The sequence below is a fragment of the Mycolicibacter sp. MU0102 genome (assembly GCF_963378105.1).
In the GTDB taxonomy this organism is placed as follows: Bacteria; Actinomycetota; Actinomycetes; order Mycobacteriales; family Mycobacteriaceae; genus Mycobacterium; species Mycobacterium holstebronense.
In genome coordinates, this window is record NZ_OY726398.1 from 526,914 (window position 1) to 543,940 (window position 17,027).

7 protein-coding genes are annotated in these 17,027 nt (G+C 68.8%); 6 read left to right on the forward strand and 1 reads right to left on the reverse strand.

Annotation, left to right across the window (positions count from 1 at the left end):
• The first annotated feature begins 95 nt into the window (after window positions 1-95).
• Entirely contained in the window at window positions 96-674 is a 579-nt protein-coding gene (locus RCP37_RS02515) for a type III secretion system chaperone family protein (RefSeq protein ID WP_308486905.1), read from the forward strand.
• Window positions 675-689: 15 nt separating this feature from the next.
• Here RCP37_RS02515 and RCP37_RS02520 read toward each other — a convergent pair whose 3' ends face one another.
• Window positions 690-1,430 carry a cutinase family protein gene (locus RCP37_RS02520; protein WP_308485478.1) on the reverse strand — a complete coding sequence of 247 codons (741 nt, stop codon included), beginning with the start codon at window positions 1,428-1,430 and terminating at the stop codon, window positions 690-692.
• Window positions 1,431-1,512: 82 nt separating this feature from the next.
• Here RCP37_RS02520 and RCP37_RS02525 point away from each other — a divergent pair, with 82 nt between their 5' ends.
• The 5 genes from RCP37_RS02525 (at window position 1,513) to RCP37_RS02545 (ending at window position 17,027) form a co-directional block, all read left to right on the forward strand.
• Window positions 1,513-2,262 (forward strand): phosphoglyceromutase, encoded by a 750-nt coding sequence (locus RCP37_RS02525; RefSeq protein ID WP_308485479.1) that lies wholly within the window; start codon window positions 1,513-1,515, stop codon window positions 2,260-2,262.
• A gap of 129 nt (window positions 2,263-2,391) precedes the next feature.
• Complete coding sequence (locus RCP37_RS02530) at window positions 2,392-3,573, forward strand: sensor histidine kinase (RefSeq protein WP_308485480.1); 1,182 nt, start codon at window positions 2,392-2,394, stop codon at window positions 3,571-3,573.
• Between the two features lie 52 nt (window positions 3,574-3,625).
• Window positions 3,626-4,309, forward strand: coding sequence for a two-component sensory transduction protein RegX (regX, locus tag RCP37_RS02535; protein WP_024443448.1), 684 nt, complete (start codon window positions 3,626-3,628; stop codon window positions 4,307-4,309).
• A gap of 194 nt (window positions 4,310-4,503) precedes the next feature.
• Entirely contained in the window at window positions 4,504-11,634 is a 7,131-nt protein-coding gene (locus tag RCP37_RS02540) for a type I polyketide synthase (RefSeq protein WP_308485481.1), read from the forward strand.
• A complete protein-coding gene (locus RCP37_RS02545) occupies window positions 11,631-17,027 on the forward strand; it encodes a non-ribosomal peptide synthetase (RefSeq protein WP_308485482.1) in 5,397 nt (1,798 codons plus the stop codon). The genes RCP37_RS02540 and RCP37_RS02545 overlap by 4 nt, the downstream gene beginning before the upstream one ends.

The window sequence follows — 17,027 nt, forward strand, 5'->3', positions numbered from 1 at the left end:
GTCCTATCGGCGCCGAGTGTGCGGTTTGCGAGGTGCGCCCCGGTGTATTGCCGAGTAAACCGCACAGTCGACGCGCACAGGAGGCAGTGGTGGGCGTGAACCGGGGCGATGTCCAGGAGCTCATCGAGAGCACGCTGCAGGCCGCCGAGCTGATCTACTCGCCGACGCCGGGCTCCCACGGCGGGCTGCCGGGGCTGATCGTCGAACTGCCCGGCGAGCGCAAGCTCAAGACCAACACCATCCTCAGCATCGGGGAGCACTCGGTGCGCGTCGAGGCGTTCGTCTGCCGCCAGCCCGACGAGAACCACGCCGGTGTCTACCGCTACCTGCTCAAGCGCAACCGCCGCTTGTACGGGGTGGCCTACACCCTGGACAACGTCGGCGACATCTACCTGGTCGGCCGGATCTCGCTGACGTCAGTGACCGCCGAGGAGATCGACCGAGTGCTCGGGCAGGTGCTCGAAGCCGTCGACTTCGACTTCAATACGTTGCTGGAGTTGGGATTTGCCACCTCGATCCAGAAGGAATGGGAGTGGCGGGTGTCCACCGGACAGTCGCTGAAGAACCTGCGGGCGTTCGAGCATCTGCGCCCGACGACGATTCAGAGCGCGCAGCGCGATGCGGAGGAGTCGGGCAGTGACATCGACACGGATGGTGACGACGCGACGTCGTAGCCAGCCGACCACCGGTCAGTGCAGGGTGACGTCGCGATTCGCGTTGGCTTCGATGCGGCGGGCGGCGACCGCCGCGGCGTCGGCGGGCATGCTGTTCGTCGGGTAATCCAGATGCCCGAACGGGATGCCGTCAGTGCCGTCGCAGACGGCGTCATTGTGAGCGCAATACTCGCGGGTCTTGGCCGCGTACAGCGGGCCGACCTGGACCGGCGGCGCGTCGTAGCGCCGGATGAACGTTGCCGAGGGCTTCCCGAACAGGATCACCGCCGCGACGTGGTCGGCCACCACATCGGGCATCGGCCGCGGCAGATCCGGCACCAACTCGTCCGGTAACCCGGTCGGCACCGACTGCGCCGTCGCATAACCGGTGACCGCTGCGCCCTGGGAGTAGCCGCCCAACACGATCTGGGTGTCCGGACAGTCCAGGGCTGTCCACTCGATGTGGCTGACCTCGTCGCGGATCCCGGCGATGACGCTTCGGTCGAAGTCGAGACCGCTGGAAAAGCCACTCGCGGCGGCGTAGTTGACCGGATATACCGCCAACGATCGGTCGGTGAGCGTGGCGCGCAGCGCCTTGACGAAGGCCTGCCCGACCTTGCCGACGCCGGGCGGTTCCTCGCTGCCCCGGGCGAAGACCACTTCGACGTCGGCGCACGGTGTGGCGCGCGCAGCTGGCGACGCGCCGGTCAGCGGTACTGCCGCGATCGTCAGCAGCGCGGCGGCCAGGAGGCAGGGAAGCGGCCGCAGTCGGGGCACGTGCACACCACACCCCCGATCCCGGTTGTCGGACCTTCCTTCGACGGTAACCCGAATCAGTGCCCGTGAGACACTGACGCCCATGTCTGACACTGCCACCTTGGTGCTCCTGCGCCACGGCGAAAGCGAATGGAACGCCAGCAACCAGTTCACCGGCTGGATGGACGTCAACTTGACCGACAAGGGCCGCGCCGAGGCGGTCCGTGCCGGTGAGCTGCTGGTCGAGCACAACTTATTGCCGGACGTGCTCTACACGTCGCTGCTGCGCCGGGCGATCACCACCGCGAACCTGGCGCTGGACGCCGCCGACCGGCACTGGATCCCCGTGCACCGCACCTGGCGGCTCAACGAGCGCCACTACGGGGCGCTGCAGGGCCTGGACAAGGCCGCCACCAAGGCGCGCTACGGCGACGACCAGTTCATGACGTGGCGGCGCAGCTACGACACTCCGCCGCCGTCGATCGAAGCCGGCAGCCGGTACAGCCAGGACACCGACCCCCGTTACGCCGACATCGGCGGCGGCCCGCTGACCGAGTGCCTGGCCGACGTGGTGGCGCGCTTCCTGCCGTACTTCACCGACGTCGTCATTCCGGACCTGCGGTGCGGCAAGACGGTGCTGATCGCGGCGCACGGCAACTCGTTGCGGGCGCTGGTGAAATACCTCGACGGAATGTCCGACGAGGAAGTCGTCGGGCTGAACATCCCGACCGGCATCCCGTTGCGGTACGACTTGGATGCCGACCTGCGCCCGAAGGTTGCCGGCGGCGTCTATCTGGACCCCGAGGCCGCAGCTGCCGGGGCTGCTGCGGTCGCGAGCCAGGGCGCCAAGTAGCGGTTTTGGGCCGCCCAGCGTGAATGCCGGGTGGAGCCCGGGTGAAATCTTCGCGTTGAATTCACATTCGGCGCACGTCACGGTCGAACGCTGGTCAGCTCACGGTGCCGGACTGCGTACGATTTTGCCGTGGCTGCGACCTCGGCGCTGACGCTTGCTGCAGCGTCGGCGATTCCTGCGCTGGCGGCAGGCGTGGCGGCTGGCGTGTGGCTATCGCCGCGGCTGGCCGAACGACGCCGCAAGGCCGCGACCGAGCGATCCGGGATCACCGTCGCGGAGATGCTGCAGCAGATCGTGTCGCACGCCTCGCTGGGGATCGCGGTCGTCGACTCCCACCGCGACGTCGTCTACCTCAACGAGCGCGCCACCGAGCTGGGACTGGTGCACGGCCGGTTGCTCGACGACGAGGCCTGGGCGGCCGCGCAACGCGCTCTGGACGGCGAGGACGAAGTCGTCTTCGACTTGACGGTGGCCAAGCGGGCGCCCGGGGCCACCCGGTCGGATCTGTCAGCCGTGCGTGGTTACGCCCGGCTGCTCTCGGAGGAGGATCGCCGGTTCGCCGTGGTGATCGTCGATGACCAGTCCGAGCAGGCCCGTATGGAGGCCAGTCGGCGCGACTTCGTGGCCAACGTCAGCCATGAGCTGAAGACCCCGGTGGGGGCGATGGGGCTGCTCGCCGAGGCGCTGCTGGCGTCGGCGGACGACCCCGAGGCGGTGCGGCCGTTTGCCGAGCGCGTGTTGGTGGAGGCCAACCGGCTCGCCAGCATGATCGGTGAGCTGATCGAGCTGTCCCGCCTGCAGGGCGCCGACCCGCTTCCGGACCTCGGCGTCATCGACGTCGACGCGGTGGTCAACGAGGCGATCTCCCGGCACAAGGTGGCCGCCGACAACGCCGAGATCACGATCACCACCGATGCCCCGAGCGGGCTGCGCGTACTCGGCGATGAACCATTGTTGGTCACCGCGCTGGCCAACCTGGTGTCCAATGCGATCGCCTACTCGCCGCACGGTTCGCCGGTATCGATCAGCCGGCGTCGCCGGGAGGGTTTCATCGAGATCGCCGTGACCGACCGGGGCATCGGTATTGCGCCCAAGGATCAGCAGCGCGTGTTCGAACGGTTCTTCCGCAGCGACAAGGCCCGATCGCGGGCCACCGGGGGTACCGGGCTGGGGTTGGCGATCGTCAAACACGTGGCGGCCAACCACAACGGCACCATCACGTTGTGGAGCCAGCCGGGCACCGGTTCGACATTTACCTTGGCGATTCCCGCTTACCAGGGCAGTCTGAACCCAGAGAAGGAGGAGCAGTGATGACACCCGCTGTCGACCACACAGAGGGTAGCTACGGGGAAGGGCAGCGTCGATGACACACGTCTTGATCGTTGAGGACGAGGAATCGCTGGCCGACCCGTTGGCATTTCTGCTGCGTAAAGAGGGTTTTGAGGCCACCGTGGTCGGCGATGGAACCGCCGCCCTGGCCGAATTCGACCGGGCCGGCGCCGACATCGTGCTGCTGGATCTGATGCTGCCAGGGATGTCGGGCACCGACGTCTGCAAACAATTACGCGCGCGTTCCAGTGTGCCGGTGATTATGGTCACTGCCCGCGACAGTGAGATCGACAAGGTCGTCGGACTGGAGTTGGGCGCCGACGACTACGTGACCAAGCCGTATTCGGCCCGCGAACTGATTGCCCGGATCCGGGCGGTGCTGCGCCGCGGCGGCGACGACGAGGGCGGCGTCGGCGAGGGCGTGCTGGAGTCCGGCCCGGTGCGCATGGACGTCGAACGGCACGTGGTCATGGTGAACGGCGAGCAGATTACCTTGCCGCTCAAGGAGTTCGACCTTCTCGAATACCTGATGCGCAACACCGGCCGCGTGCTGACCCGCGGCCAGTTGATCGACCGGGTCTGGGGTGCGGATTACGTCGGCGACACCAAAACATTGGACGTCCACGTCAAACGACTTCGGTCCAAGATCGAGGCCGATCCTGCCAATCCAGTGCACCTGGTTACCGTGCGCGGACTCGGGTACAAGCTGGAGGGCTAAACCCTCTCGCGCCCTCCTGCACCCCCTCGGTCGCCCCTTGATGGGGTCTCCTAACTTGCTCGGCGGGGTCTTCGTCGCCGAAAATCACGGACTGGACGTCTGACTTCTTAAGGTAGCCTTAATCAAGGTTGCCTACGGAATCCTTGGGCCCCATCCAGAACCCTTCTTCGTCAGTTACACGGGAGACGCGATCGATGAGCGGGCCGGACGGCACAGTGCACACCCTGCGCACGTTGGTTGATCTGCTGACGCAGCGCGCGGCGAAGTACGGCGAAAACTTGGCGTTCACCTTCTCGCGTGACGGCGACGAGAACGAGATCAGCCAGGTGACCTACCGGGAACTGGATCGGCGTGCCCGCCAGATCGCCGCTGACCTGCAGAGTCAGGGCGCCACCGGGCAGCGCGTGCTGGTGTTGTGTCCCCCGGGGCTGGACTTCCTGGCCAGCTTCTTCGGCTGTCTGTACGCCGGAGCCATCGCGATCCCTGTGCATCCGCCCATGCGCGAACACTTGCTGCCGCGCGTCGAGTCGATCATCGCCGATGTCAAGCCCGGCTATGCGCTCACCACCAGCGAGATCGAATCCAAGATCAAGCCCGCGATCGACGGCCTGCCCGGCGGCCAGGCGCTGCGCTGGACGATCATCGACAGCGACGTCACCAGCAGCGAGGCGTCCTGGGTGGAACCGCAGATCGATGGTGACAGCATCGCGATGCTGCAGTACACCTCGGGGTCGACCAGTGCGCCCAAGGGCGTCGTGCTGACCCACGGCAACCTGGTGCACAACCTGACGACCATCGCCGAGGCCTGGGGCGCGAACCCCGACATGCCGTACGTGACCGGCGTCTTCTGGCTGCCGCCGTACCACGACATGGGCCTGATCGGCGGTTTGTTGGGCACGATGTATGTCGGCGGCAATTCGATCCTGATGCCGCCGACGGCGTTCATCAAGCGGCCGATGCGGTGGCTGGAGGCCATCTCGCGGCACCGCGCCATGATCACCGCCGCGCCGAACTTCGCCTTCGACCTGTGTGTCGAGCTGAGCACCCCGCAGGAGCGGGCCGCACTGGACCTGTCCAACTGGTCGGTGGCGCTGTGCGGTGCCGAACCGGTGCGCACCGCAACCCTCGACGGGTTCGCCGAGTTGTTCGCGCCGTCCGGCTTCCGGGCCGAGGCGTTCTACCCCGTCTATGGACTGGCCGAGGGCACCCTGCTGGTGTCGGGTGGTTCGGACCTGCCGGTGCCGATGGTGCAGCACGTGGACCGGGTCGCGCTCGGCGACAATCGGGTGATCGACGTCGCTGCCGACGACCCCAACGTGGCGACCATGGTCGGGTGCGGCAAGCCGCGCGGTGGCCAGCGGGTGATCATCGTCGACCCCGAGACCCGGCTGGAGTGCGCCGGCGACCAGGTCGGCGAGATCTGGGTGTCCGGGGGCAGCGTCGCGCACGGTTACTGGGGCGCCCCCGAGCTGTCCGCGGAGACGTTCGCTGCGACGTTGGCCGACACCGGTGAGGGTCCGTTCCTGCGCACCGGCGACCTTGGATTCCTGCATTCCGGCGAGCTGTTCGTCACTGGACGTCGCAAAGACCTGATCATCATCCGCGGCACCAACCACTACCCCAACGACATCGAGCTGACCGTCCAGAACACCAACCCGGCGCTGCTGCGCGGCCGCGGCGCAGTGTTCTCGATCGCCCCCGAACCGGGCGCGGCCGAGCAACTGGTCGTGGTCCAAGAGGTGGACCCGAGCCGCCTGGCCGGCGAGCAGGCCGACGAGGCCATGCAGGTCATCCGCACCGCGGTCACCCAGAACCATTCGGTGCGCACCCACGCCGTCGTGCTGGTCCAGCCGCTGCAACTACCCACCACCTCCAGCGGCAAGATCCAGCGCAGCGCCTGCAAACAGCAATACCTCGACGGCGAGCTGCCGGTGGTGGCCCAGTGGCCGTCGGCGGCCGGCGCGGCGCAGCCAGAGGCTCAGCTCGAACCGGCCCCAGTGGCGGCGCAGGCCCAGCCGGGCGCCCACAGTGCGGCCCAGATCAGTGCCTGGCTCATCGAGCGGCTGGCCCAAGACCTCGAGCTGCCGATCGCCGAGATCGACCCGGCCAAACCGTTCGCGTTCTACGGACTGGACTCCATCCACGCGGTGCGGCTCTCCAGCGCCCTCGAGGAGTGGCTGGGCTTCGAGCTGGTCCCCACCATCGCCTACGAATACCCCTCGATCGACATCCTGTCGGCGCATCTGGCCCGGGTCGCCGCGAAAACTCCGGCGGTTCCGGGTGCCGGGGCCGCCACTGAGAGCACCGAGCGGCCGGCCGCCGACGAGCCGATCGCGATCGTCGGTATCGGCTGCCGTTTCCCGGGTGCTGACGGTCCCGAGGGTTTCTGGCGGCTGCTCTCGGGCGGTTCGGACGCCACCAGCGACGTCCCGGCCGACCGGTGGGACGTCGACGCCTTCTACAACCCCGACCCGTCGGTTCCAGGAACCGCGGTCACGAAGCGGGGTGGCTTCCTGGGGCAGGTCGACCAGTTCGATTTTCAGTTCTTCGGGATCTCGCCGCGCGAGTCGGCGCAGATGGACCCGCAGCAGCGGCTGCTGCTCGAGGTGGCGTGGGAGGCGCTGGAAGACGCCGGTCAGGTACCGGACGAGCTGGCCGGCAGTCGCACCGGCGTGTTCGTCGGCATCTCCACCAACGACTACGGCTTCCTGCGGCTGGGCCAGCCGCAGCTCGTCGACGCCTACACCGGCACCGGCAACGCGCTGAGCATCGCCGCCAACCGGCTGTCTTACACGTTCGACTTCCACGGGCCGAGCATGTCGATCGACACCGCCTGTTCGTCCTCGCTGGTGGCCGTCGACTTGGCGTGCCGCAGTCTGCGCGACGGCGAGTGCTCCATGGCGCTGGCCGCCGGAGTGAATGTGATCCTGTCGCCGGCGCTGGCGATCAACTTCAGCAAGGCTCGGGTGATGGCGCCCGATGGCCGCTGCAAGACGTTCGACGCCGACGCCGACGGCTACGTCCGTGGCGAGGGTGCCGGAGTGGTCGTGCTCAAGCCGCTGAGCAAGGCGCTGGAGGACAACGACCCGGTGTACGCGGTGATCCGCGGCAGTGCCACCAACTCTGACGGCCGGACCAACGGCCTGATCGCCCCCAGCGGGCGGGCGCAGGAGGGTGTGGTCGCCGAGGCGTTCCGCCGGGCGGGCCTGCCGGCCGGCGCGGTCCAGTACGTCGAGGCGCACGGCACCGGCACATCGATCGGCGACGCCATCGAGGCCAACGCTTTGGGTACCGCGCTGGCCGAAGGCCGGCCGGAGGGCAGTCGCTGTCTGGTCGGCTCGGTCAAGACCAACATCGGCCACCTGGAGGCGGCCGCCGGTATCGCCGGCCTGATCAAGGTGGCGCTGTCGTTGCAGCACCGGGAGATCCCGGCCAGCCTGAACTACACCGAGCCCAACCCACACATCGGATTCGACCGCCTGCCGCTGGAGGTGGTCGAGAAGCTGACCCCGTGGCCGTCGGGCAGCCGCGCGATCGCCGGGGTCAGCTCGTTCGGGTTCGGTGGCACCAACGCCCACGTTGTGCTCACCGAGGCCCCACAGGCCCGCAGCAGCTACCACGACGACACCGCGGCACCGCGCGCCGAACTGCTGGCGCTGTCCGCACGATCGCCGGAGGCGCTGACGGCGTTGGTCGGCGAGTACGAGATGGCGCTCTTCTCGGGCGGACTCATGGGCGGCGCCGCGCTGACCGACCTCTGCTACACCGCCGGTGCCCGCCGCGGCCACCACGACTACCGGCTCTCGGTGGTCGGGGACTCCCCGGCGGCGATGTTCGAATCGCTGTCGGCATACCGGCAGGGCGAATCGCGGCCCGGATTGTCGGTGGGGCACTGCGCCCCGAGCCGACCCGGCCCCGGCGTGACGTTCGTGTTCTCCGGCCAGGGTTCGCAGTGGCACGGCATGGCACGACAGCTGCAGGCCGACGAGCCGGTGTTCGCCGACGCCCTGGCGGCCTGCGACAACGCGCTGTTCCCGCATCTGGGGCATTCGATCCTCAAGGAGCTGGCCGCGCAGGACGGTCCCGAGGAGCGCTCCAAGCTCAAAGACATCGGCATTCTGCAGCCGACCATCTTCGCGATTCAGGTGGCCCTGGCGGCGCTGTGGCGGTCCTGGGGCGTCGAGCCCGCCGCGGTGGTCGGACACAGCCTCGGCGAGGCCGCGGCCGCCCATGTCGCGGGTGCGCTGAGCCTCGATGACGCCGCCCGGGTGATCTGCGCCCGTGCCCGGATGCTGCGCGGCGTTCGTGGCCGCGGGGCGATGATGGTCACCGAGACCACCATGGCCGAAGCGCAGGACCTCATCGCCGGCCACGAGCGCGAGGTGGCCGTCGCGGCGAGCAACAGCCACCGATCGACGGTGCTCGCCGGCGAGCGCAAGGTGCTCGAACAGCTCATGACGAAACTGCAGCAGCGGGATCGGTTCTGCCGCTGGATCGATGTCGACGTCGCCTCGCACAGCCCGCAGATGGAGGCCCTCGGCGCCGGCCTGCGCGGCAGCCTGGTGAAGCTGAAGCCGACCGTGCCGACCGTGCCGATGTACTCGACGGTCACTGGGGAACTGGTGGGCGAGAGGCTGCTGGACGCCGACTACTGGGTGGCGAACCTGTGCTCGCCGGTGCGGTTCTCGCCGGCGCTGCGGCGGCTGCTCGAGACCGGGCACAACACGTTCGTCGAACTCAGCCCGCACCCCATCCTGCTGACCGGAGCCCGCGAGGACGCCGAGCATCTGCACCGTAGCGCCACCCTGCTGCCCTCGATGCGCCGCGACGACGGGGTTTTCAGTGGCCGCTCCACCATGCTCGGCTCGCTGGGCACTCTCTACACCCTCGGGCACCGGGTGGCCTGGGAGCAGATCTACCCGCAAGGCAGCCGCTGCGTTCCGGCTCCGACCTACCCGTGGCAGCGGGTGCACTCCTGGCTCAACGCCGGCTCCATCGCGGCGCCGCGGCGAGGCGGCGCCGGCGGCAACGGCGGCGGCTGGCGCGGACCGATCCGGTCGGCCGCACAGCCTGGGACGGTGTTGGCCGAGGTGGACATCACGGCCGTGACGGCACTGTCGGCCGAGCAGTTGAGCGAGTTGGCACTGACCGCGGCCGAAGTCGCGTTCGGTCCCGGCACCCGCTCGGTTGCCGAGCTGACCCTGCGAGACGGTCTGGATCAGGCGCGCACCGTGCAGTTCGCCCTGACCGGAGACGCTTTCGACTGCTACGGCAGCGCTGGTGCGGACTGGTCGCTGCTGGCCACCGGCACCCTTTCTGCCGACCAGGCGCATGCCCCGGCCGTCAGCACCGCTCCGGTGGACCCGCGCGGCCGTAGCTACCGGATGCGTTGGCAGCCGGCCTCGTTGACCGACGGCGAGGGTCGACCCGCCGAGTCCGGCAGCTGGCTGATCCTGTCCGACGGCCCGGTCGCCGACAGCCTGCGCGACCACCTCGAGGCGCAGTCGCAGTCCTGCGTGCTGGTGGAGCCGGTCGTTGGGCTGGCCGAGATTCAACGGGTGAGCGCCGACAGCTACCGGGTAGACCCGGCCCGGCCCGAGCACTTCGCCGAGCTGCTGCGCGCCGCGTTCGGCGGCGATCGGCCGCACTGCCGCGGCGTGGTGCACCTGTGGAACCTGCTGACCGCACCGTCGGCTGACACCACCGAAGCGTCGCTGGCGACGGCCACCGACGTCGGATCGCTGAGTGTGGTCCACCTGATCCAGGCGCTGACGCTGGCCGGTTGGCCGGAGTCGCCACGGCTGTGGCTGGTGACGCGCGGGGCCCAGCCAGCCGGGTGGGAAGAATCTGAGTCCGGCCCACTGTCCGTCGCGCAGGCTCCGGTCTGGGGGCTGGGACGCTCCATCGACCATGAGTACCCCGAGCTGCACGCCACCGGCGTCGACCTGTCCGTCGACGGCGGCCCCGAAGAACTGCGGGGCCTGTTCAGCGAGATCTGGTCGGACAACTCCGAGACGGACGTGGCCCTGCGCGGTCAGCGCCGCTATGTCGCCCGGCTGGAGCCCCATGCGGCACCGTCGGCGCAGCCGAGCGAACTTACGCTGCGTGCTGATGCCACCTACCTGGTCACCGGCGGGCTCGGTGCCGTCGGCGGCGAGGTGGCCGGCTGGCTGGTCGAGCGCGGTGCCCGCCACCTGGTCCTGATGGGCCGCAGTGCGCCTTCGGCGGCGGCGCAGGCGACGCTGGAGGGCCTACGGGCCGCCGGCGCCGAGGTGACCATCGCCCAGGGCGATGTCACCAAGTCTGCCGACGTTGCCGCGGCACTTGCCACCATCGGTGCCTCGATGCCGCCGCTGCGCGGTGTGGTGCACGCAGCCGGCACCGTCGACGACGCGATTTTGGCGCGCCTGGACGCGGAGAAGCTGCGTTCGGTGATGGCGCCCAAGGTTCAAGGTGCCTGGAACCTGCACACCTTGACCGCCGATGCGGAGCTGGACTTCTTCGTACTGTTCTCCTCCGCGGCCTCGGTGCTGGGTTCGCCCGGCGCCGCCAACTACGGGGCTGCGAACGCCTTCCTGGACGCGCTGGCCTGGCATCGCCAGGCGGCGGGACGGCCGGCGTTGAGCGTCAACTTCGGCCCGTGGGCCGGGTTGGGCATGTTCACCAACTCGGAGCTGCACCGGCATTTCTCGCACTACGGCGTGGAAGGCCTGTCGGCGGAGAGCTACTTCGCGGCGCTGGCGGCACTGCTGGCCGATGGCGCGACCGAAGCGATGGTGCTCGACATCGACTGGTCGCGGTGGCGCCCGAGCGCACAGTCACCGCTGCTGCGCGACCTGCAGGTCACGGCGGATGTCGAGCAGGGTGTCGGCGTGTCCGGCAGTGGTCTGTTCGAGGCGGTGCAGGCCGCCGACGCGCAGGAACGCCAGCGGCTGCTGGAGACCTATCTGCGTGACCTGGTCGCGGGCAAGCTGGGCCTGGCTCCGGCCAGCCTGGACATCAACGCACCGCTGAACAGCCTCGGGGTGGACTCGCTGATCACCCTGGAACTTCGTATCCAGGTCGAGCGCGAGCTCGGTATCGTGGTTCCCGTTGCCCGGCTGTTGGACGGGCCCAGCGTGGTCAGTCTGTCCAGCTGGCTCGGTGAGCAGCTGGCCGCCGCGCCGGAGCGGGCCGTGGCTGACGAAGAATCCGCTGCACCGGATGTCGCCGAGGCGGCGTCCGCGCAGGAGATGGAGCTGCTGGCACAGGTCACCGAGCTCTCCGATGAAGCAGTGGATGCTCTGCTAGCGAAAATGATGGCCGAGGATGGGGGCAGCGCGTGACGGATCGTCCGGACGTGCCCACTGACCTCTCCAGCCTCTCGCCGGAGAAAAAGCGTGAGCTGCTTGCCCAGTTGCTGAGGGCCAAGGCGCAGGACGCGGCATCCGAGCACGAGCTGTCCTACGGGCAGCGCTCGATGTGGTTCATGCACCGGCTCGCGCCCGACAGCGCGGCCTACACCGTCGCCTACGCCGGACGCATCGACGGCGGCCTGAATGTGCCGGCCCTGGAACGGGCCGCTCAGGCGTTGGTGGACCGGCACCCGATGCTGCGGACCACCTACACCGAACGCGACGGCCAGCCCGTCGCCCTGGTCCACGCGCACTGGCCGCTGCGGATCGCTACCCACAGCATCGGTGCGGATGAGTCTGAACTCGACCAGTGGGTCCAGGCCGAGATCGACCGGCCCTTCGACCTGCGCACCGGCCCGGTGCTGCGGCTGACTCTGCTGGCGCGCCCGGACGACCACGTGCTGCTGTTGACGGTGCACCACATCGCCGTCGACTTCTGGTCCATCGACATCATCCTCGACGAGCTGCGTGCGCTCTACGCGGCCGAACACGGCGCCAACGCGCCAGAAGCGACCGCGGACCGCTACGTCGACTACTCCGCGCAGCAGTCCCGGATGCTGGCCGGCCCCGAAGGCGAGCGGCTCTGGGAGTACTGGAGCGAGACGCTGGGCGGCGAACTGCCGACCCTGACCCTGCCCACCGATCGGCCGCGGCCCGCCATCCAGACCTACGACGGTGCGCTGCACCGGTTCAGCGTCGACGCCCAAGTCACCGCCGGGATCAAGCAGGTGGCGCGGACCGTCGGAGCGACGCCCTACATGACCCTGCTGGCGGCTTACGCGGTGCTTTTGCACCGCTATAGCGGGCAGGACGACCTGGTCATCGGTTCGCCGTTCGCCTGCCGCGACCGGGCCGGGCTGATGGGCATGGTCGGCTACGTCACCAACCCGCTGCCGCTGCGCGTCGACGTCAGTGACGACCCGAGCTTTGCTGCGCTGCTGGGGCAGGTCAAAGACACCGTGCTGGGCGCGATCGGCCACCAGGAGTACCCGCTGCCGCTGCTCGTCGAGCGGCTGCGGCCGGTGCGCGACGCCGGGCGCACACCGCTGTTCCAGGTGTCGTTCGCCTGGCAGCAGGTCCGGTTGTTCGAAGACGGTGCGGGATCCGGTGACCCCAGTGTCCTGCACCTGGAGACCCTCTACATCGGCCAGGGCGGCTCACCGTTCGACATCACCATGCAGGTCGGCGAGCAGGAAGGCGAGCTTCAGCTTGCCCTGCAGTACAACACCGACCTGTTTGACGCCGCGACCATCGAGGCGCTGGCACAGCACTTCACGTTGCTGCTGACCGGGCTGGCCCAGCCCGGGGCGGCGCAAGCCCCGGTCTCGCAGCTGACGCTGCTCTCCGACGCCGAGCGCGCCGCGCTGGCGGCCTGGAACGACACCGCGGTCGACTACCAGTCCGCCCCTTCGACTCTGCACGAGATGGTCGCCGCCAGCGCCGCGCGCACCCCGGACGCCGTGGCGGTCAGCTACGACGGCCGCGACATCAGCTACGGCGAACTGGATCGGCGGGCCAACGGCCTGGCGCACCGGTTGCGCCAGTTCGGTGTTGGTGCCGGCCCGGGACCCGCTGTGGTTCCGGTGCTGCTCGAGCGCTCCGAGGACCTGGTGATCGCGCTGCTCGGCGTGCTCAAGGCCGGCGGCGTGTTCCTGCCGCTAGACCCCGCGCAGCCCACCGGCCGGATGGAGGCGATGCTCGCCGACATTCCCGAGGCCCCGGTCTGTGTCACGCACCGCGAGAATTTGCCGCACGTACCAACGGGTTTCACCGGAGCCCGGCTGTGCCTCGACCAGCCGTCCACGGCGCCTGCCGAGGAAGCCACAGCCCCCGAGACGGGCGCTACGTCAGCGGACCTGGCCTATCTGATGTACACCTCGGGTTCCACCGGGGCGCCGAAGGGCGCGCTGAACACTCACGCCGGCATTCGCAACCGGCTGCTGTGGATGCAGGACGCCTATCAGCTGACCGCCGAAGACCGGGTGCTGCACAAGACCCCGATCAACTTCGACCCGTTCGTCTGGGAGATCTTCTGGCCGTTGACGGTCGGCGCCCGGGTGGTGATCGCCAAACCCGAGGGGCACAAAGACGCCGCTTACCTGGCGCGCACCATCGTCGAACAGCGCGTCACCACAATGCATTTCGTTCCGTCGATGCTGCGCCGTTTCCTCGCCGAGCCCCAGTCGGCCTCCTGTACCGGCCTGCACAAGGTGTTCTGCAGCGGCGAAGCGCTCACCGCCGACCTGCGCGATGCTTTCTTCGCTGCGCTTCCGGCCGAGCTGTACAACCTGTACGGCCCGACCGAAGCTGCCATCGACGTCACCCATTTCCACTGTGTGCGTGGGGAAACCGAGCCGATCATTCCGATCGGACGGCCGATCGCCAACATCGCGATCCACTTGCTGGACGCGGCGGGCAACCCGGTTCCGGTCGGAGTGCCCGGCGAACTGCACATCGGCGGCGTGGGCGTGGGCCGTGGCTACCTGAACCGGCCCGAGGCCACCGCGGCAGCGTTCCTCGACGACCCGTTCAGTTCCGTTCCAGGTGCTTCGCTGTACCGCACCGGCGACCTGGCCCGCTACCGGCCCGACGGCAACATCGAGTACCTGGGCCGCCGCGACGACCAGGTGAAGATCAACGGCTTCCGGATCGAGCTCGGTGAGGTGGAGGCCGCACTGGCCCAGCACCCCGGTATCGCCGAGAACGCCGTCGTGGCACGCAAAGACGCCTCCGGCAGCACCCAACTGATCGCACACATCGTGCCGGTCGCGGCGGCTCCCGGCACTGCCGAGCTGCGCCGCTTCCTGCTGGACCTGGTGCCGGCGGCGATGATTCCCGCGGTGTTCCACACCACCGACCTGCTGCCGTTGTCCGCCAGTGGCAAGGTGGATCGCCGGGCGCTGCTCGCCCTCGACAAGGACCTCGACGCCGCACCGGTGGAGTTTGTGGCGCCCCGCGATGAGACCGAACAGGCGCTCGCCGAGATCTGGCGCGAGGTGCTCGACGTGGACCGGGTCGGCGTCACCGACGACTTCTTCGCCCTCGGCGGCGCCTCGACCCAGGCGCTGGAAGTTGCAGTGCGAGTGGGGGAGCTCGGCCTGGAACTGCGGCCGGAGTCGTTGTTCGTCTATGGCACCATCGCCGAATTGGCAGCTGAGTTCGGTCCGATCGGCGGGGCCGCCAAGACCGAGCAGACCGCCGAGAAGCCTGCGGCGCAGCCCGAACCCGTGGTGGCCGCGCCCCAACCGGCTGCGGCGCCCAAACCCGCACCGGCACCGGTGATCAAGCCCGTGCAGAACGGTCCGGCGCGCAACATCGTGATCGAGAGCCTCGGCGTGTATCTGCCGCCGCGGGCGGTCTCCACCGAGCAGGTGTTGGCGGACTGCGTCAACGAGGTGAAGATCCCGCTGGAGCGACTCACCGGCATCAAGAACCGACGGATGGCCGGTCAAGACGAGTTCTCGATCGACTTGGGCCGCAAGGCGATTGCCGACTGTTTGTCACGGTCGAGCTACGCCCCCGAAGAGATCGACCTGGTCATCGCCTGCAACATCTCGCGTTGCGACGGCCCGGAGCACATGTTCACCTTCGAGCCGAGCACCGCGTCGCAGTTCCGTGATCAACTGGGGCTGACGGGCGCCGTCTGCTTCGACATCAACAACGCCTGCGCGGGTATGTTCACCGGCGTCAGTGTGGCCCAGGACTTCCTCAAGACCGGCTTGGTGCGTAACGCGCTGGTGGTCAGTGGCGAATACATCAGCCACATCACCGAAACCGCACAGCAGGAGATTGAAAGCGCGATGGACCCGAGGCTGGCCTGCCTGACCGTCGGCGACGCCGGCGCGGCTGCGGTGCTCGAACTCGGGCCCAACGACCGGGTCGGTTTCCACGACCTGGACCTGGCCACGTTCAGCGAATTCGCCAAGCTGTGCATCGCCAAGGCCACCGAAGGCCCGCACGGCGGCGCCATCATGGTCACCGACTCGGTCACCCAGACCGCGATCGCGGTGAAGCACTCGGTTCCCTATGTCGCGGCGGTTATGCAGCGCCACGGCTGGCGGCCCGAGACGGCCGATCAGCTGCTGATGCACCAGACCTCCGAGGCGTCGATCAACGACGCCATCTTGACCATCAATCGGGTCTTCGGTGCCGGTGCCGCAAGCCGGGCTAATACCATCTGCAATCTCGCTGAGCGTGGGAACACCGCTACGACAACGCATTTCGTCGCGCTGTACGACTACATCAATGCGGGTCGGATCAATTCCGGCGACAATGTCGTGCTGTCCATCACCGGCTCCGGACAGACCATCGGCACCGGCCTCTACACGTTCGACGACCTGCCCGACCGGATGCGCCGGGCCGCGGGCGGCCAGGCGGCCCACGGCACGCGCAGCGGCCGCTCTGGCGGCGGCCGTCGGGAACTGCCGGCGACGCCGCGGGTGCGCATCGAAGGCATCGGCATGGCCTCCGAAGGGCAGGCGCCGCCCAGCTCCATCCAGTTCGCGGTCGACGCGGCCACCGCCTGCCTGGCCGACAGCGGAGTCGAGCGGACCGACGTCGGGCTGGTGATTCACGCCGGCATCTACCGCGACGACTTCCTGTCCGAGCCGGCGGTGGCCACCCTGGTAGCCGGCGAGGTCGGGATCAACGCCGAGCCGGAATCCGCGGACGCCCCCAAGACCTTCGCGTTCGACGTTCTCAACGGGGCGGTCGGTTTCCTCAACGGCTGCCATGTGGCGGCCGGCATGATCGGCGCCGGGCGGACCGGGCATGCCATGGTGCTGGCCTCCGAAGTGGAGAACAACACCCCGGAGAGTGGCTACCCGCGTAACGGCATCGCCGAGACCGGTTCGGCGATCATGCTGAGCCCCAGCCACGGCCCGGAAGGCTTCGGCCGGTTCGTCTTCGGCCACCACCCGGAGTACCGGGGCGCGCTGGCCACCTACACCCAGGAGCGCGACGGCCGGATGTGGCTGCGGATCGATCGCGACCCGAACCTGGCCGCGATCTACGTCAGCTGTCTGCCGTCGTCGGTCAAGGAGTTGCTGACGCTGGAGGGGCTGGCACCCGAGGACATCGCGCTGGTGTTCCCGCCGTACCTGCCCGGTGCCGCTCTCGATGAGCTGGCCGCGCACATCGGCGTGGATCGCTCGCGGTTCGTCGACCTGGAGGCGCAGGGCCAGACCAGTGACCCGTTCACCTCGACGCTGCCCTTCCAGATCGCTGACGCCCGCCGGCGCGGCCTGGTCAAGCCCGGCGACGTCGCGCTGATCATGGCGGTCGGCTCGGGCGTCGAGGTCGGTTGCACGACCTACCGGTTCTGA

What these genes read in the sequence shown, in the direction of transcription:
- RCP37_RS02525 (WP_308485479.1), top strand. Translation starts at nt 1,513, where the DNA reads ATGTCTGACACTGCCACCTTGGTGCTCCTGCGCCACGGCGAAAGCGAA.
- regX (WP_024443448.1), top strand. Translation starts at nt 3,626, where the DNA reads ATGACACACGTCTTGATCGTTGAGGACGAGGAATCGCTGGCCGACCCG.
- RCP37_RS02540 (WP_308485481.1), top strand. Translation starts at nt 4,504, where the DNA reads ATGAGCGGGCCGGACGGCACAGTGCACACCCTGCGCACGTTGGTTGAT.